The organism is Lamprobacter modestohalophilus (genome assembly GCF_016583905.1).
Taxonomy (GTDB): Bacteria; Pseudomonadota; Gammaproteobacteria; order Chromatiales; family Chromatiaceae; genus Lamprobacter; species Lamprobacter modestohalophilus.
In genome coordinates, this window is record NZ_NRRY01000172.1 from 1 (window position 1) to 1060 (window position 1060).

Here is a 1060-nt window from a genome sequence, read left to right on the forward strand (position 1 = left end):
GCCCAGGCCGATGATGGCGATGGGGGTGTTGGGGTCGGTGAGGTGCGCGTGGGTTGGGGGCATGGGGTTGGCCTGGAGTTGGCGCAGGACGAGGAAGCTGAGGTCTTCGTTCACCGGGTGCTGGGTCCATCGGATCAAGGTTGCGGGCAGGCTACCGCCCGCCCCTGTCATGTCGGCAAGGGCGGAGGCTGTGGTCGGATTGTTCTTGCGCTGATGGGTTCAGCTGTGAAGACGGCGAGTATGAGATCAGCTGGGGGCGGTTGGGTCAAGGGGTGGTTGGGGTTTGCGCGGCGGGCGCTCAGGAGCAGACTCTCGGATCTGTTTTCCCATCATTGAGCTGTGGTTGAACATGGGTTGCTGTTCGCGGTTTACAGTTCCGTAGGCAAATTGATGACCCAGCTCGCTTGGTTCCTTGATCGGGTCATTCCCGGCTGTTTTGGCCGTCTTGGATTGCCTGCTGCAAGCTCGTTAACTTGGCCTCGAGATCGAATGTGTTGGCCTCTACAGCCAGCCTTTCCACACTGTATCCGGCGGCGGCGTTCAGGTCGGCTTTAATGGCCCAGAGCTCCTGCAGGAGCGGGTCCTCAACACCCAGGCGAGCCGAACGGGTCTCTGTGCGCCCGATCAAAACGGGGTCCATGGATAGCGTCATGTCAACACCTCCAGTAACTCTTCTGGGGTTGCCAGTATCGGCGGTGAAAAACCCATGGCTTGAATCTGCGTCTGCAAACGAAACTTGATCACAGGTCCAACCAAATGCGAGAAATTCCATGTCGCGACGAAATCGACCTTGGCCACCGTGGCAAGGGCAATATGCAGCGCGTCTTCCTGCTCAGTCGCCGGAATCAACTTGGCCGTGATCAACGCATTCGCCAAGGATTGACAGTCGTCTTCGATGGCCAGTAGCGGCAAAGGTTGGCAGATTCGCAGCCGGGTAGTGCTCCAGATCTGTTGTGCCCACCACTCAAGCTCCTGATTTATTGAGCATTAATAGTATTTGCCAACAGTTCTGGAACACAACCCTTGCGCTGACTGGTTCAGCTGTGAAGACGGCGGGTAT

Annotated in this window: 2 protein-coding genes; both read right to left on the minus strand. The window is 57.6% G+C overall.

The window, feature by feature from the left end; all coding sequences use genetic code 11:
* Window positions 1-421: 421 nt before the first annotated feature.
* Window positions 422-652 carry a hypothetical protein gene (locus tag CKO42_RS26675; RefSeq protein ID WP_200252738.1) on the minus strand — a complete coding sequence of 77 codons (231 nt, stop codon included), beginning with the start codon at window positions 650-652 and terminating at the stop codon, window positions 422-424.
* Complete coding sequence (locus tag CKO42_RS26680; protein ID WP_200252741.1) at window positions 649-864, minus strand: PIN domain-containing protein; 216 nt, start codon at window positions 862-864, stop codon at window positions 649-651. Before CKO42_RS26680 ends, CKO42_RS26675 begins: the two co-directional genes overlap by 4 nt.
* Window positions 865-1060 lie beyond the last annotated feature (196 nt).

Excerpts from the sequence above, each read along its gene's own strand:
- CKO42_RS26675 (WP_200252738.1), bottom strand. The coding sequence starts at position 652 with ATGACGCTATCCATGGACCCCGTTTTGATCGGGCGCACAGAGACCCGT.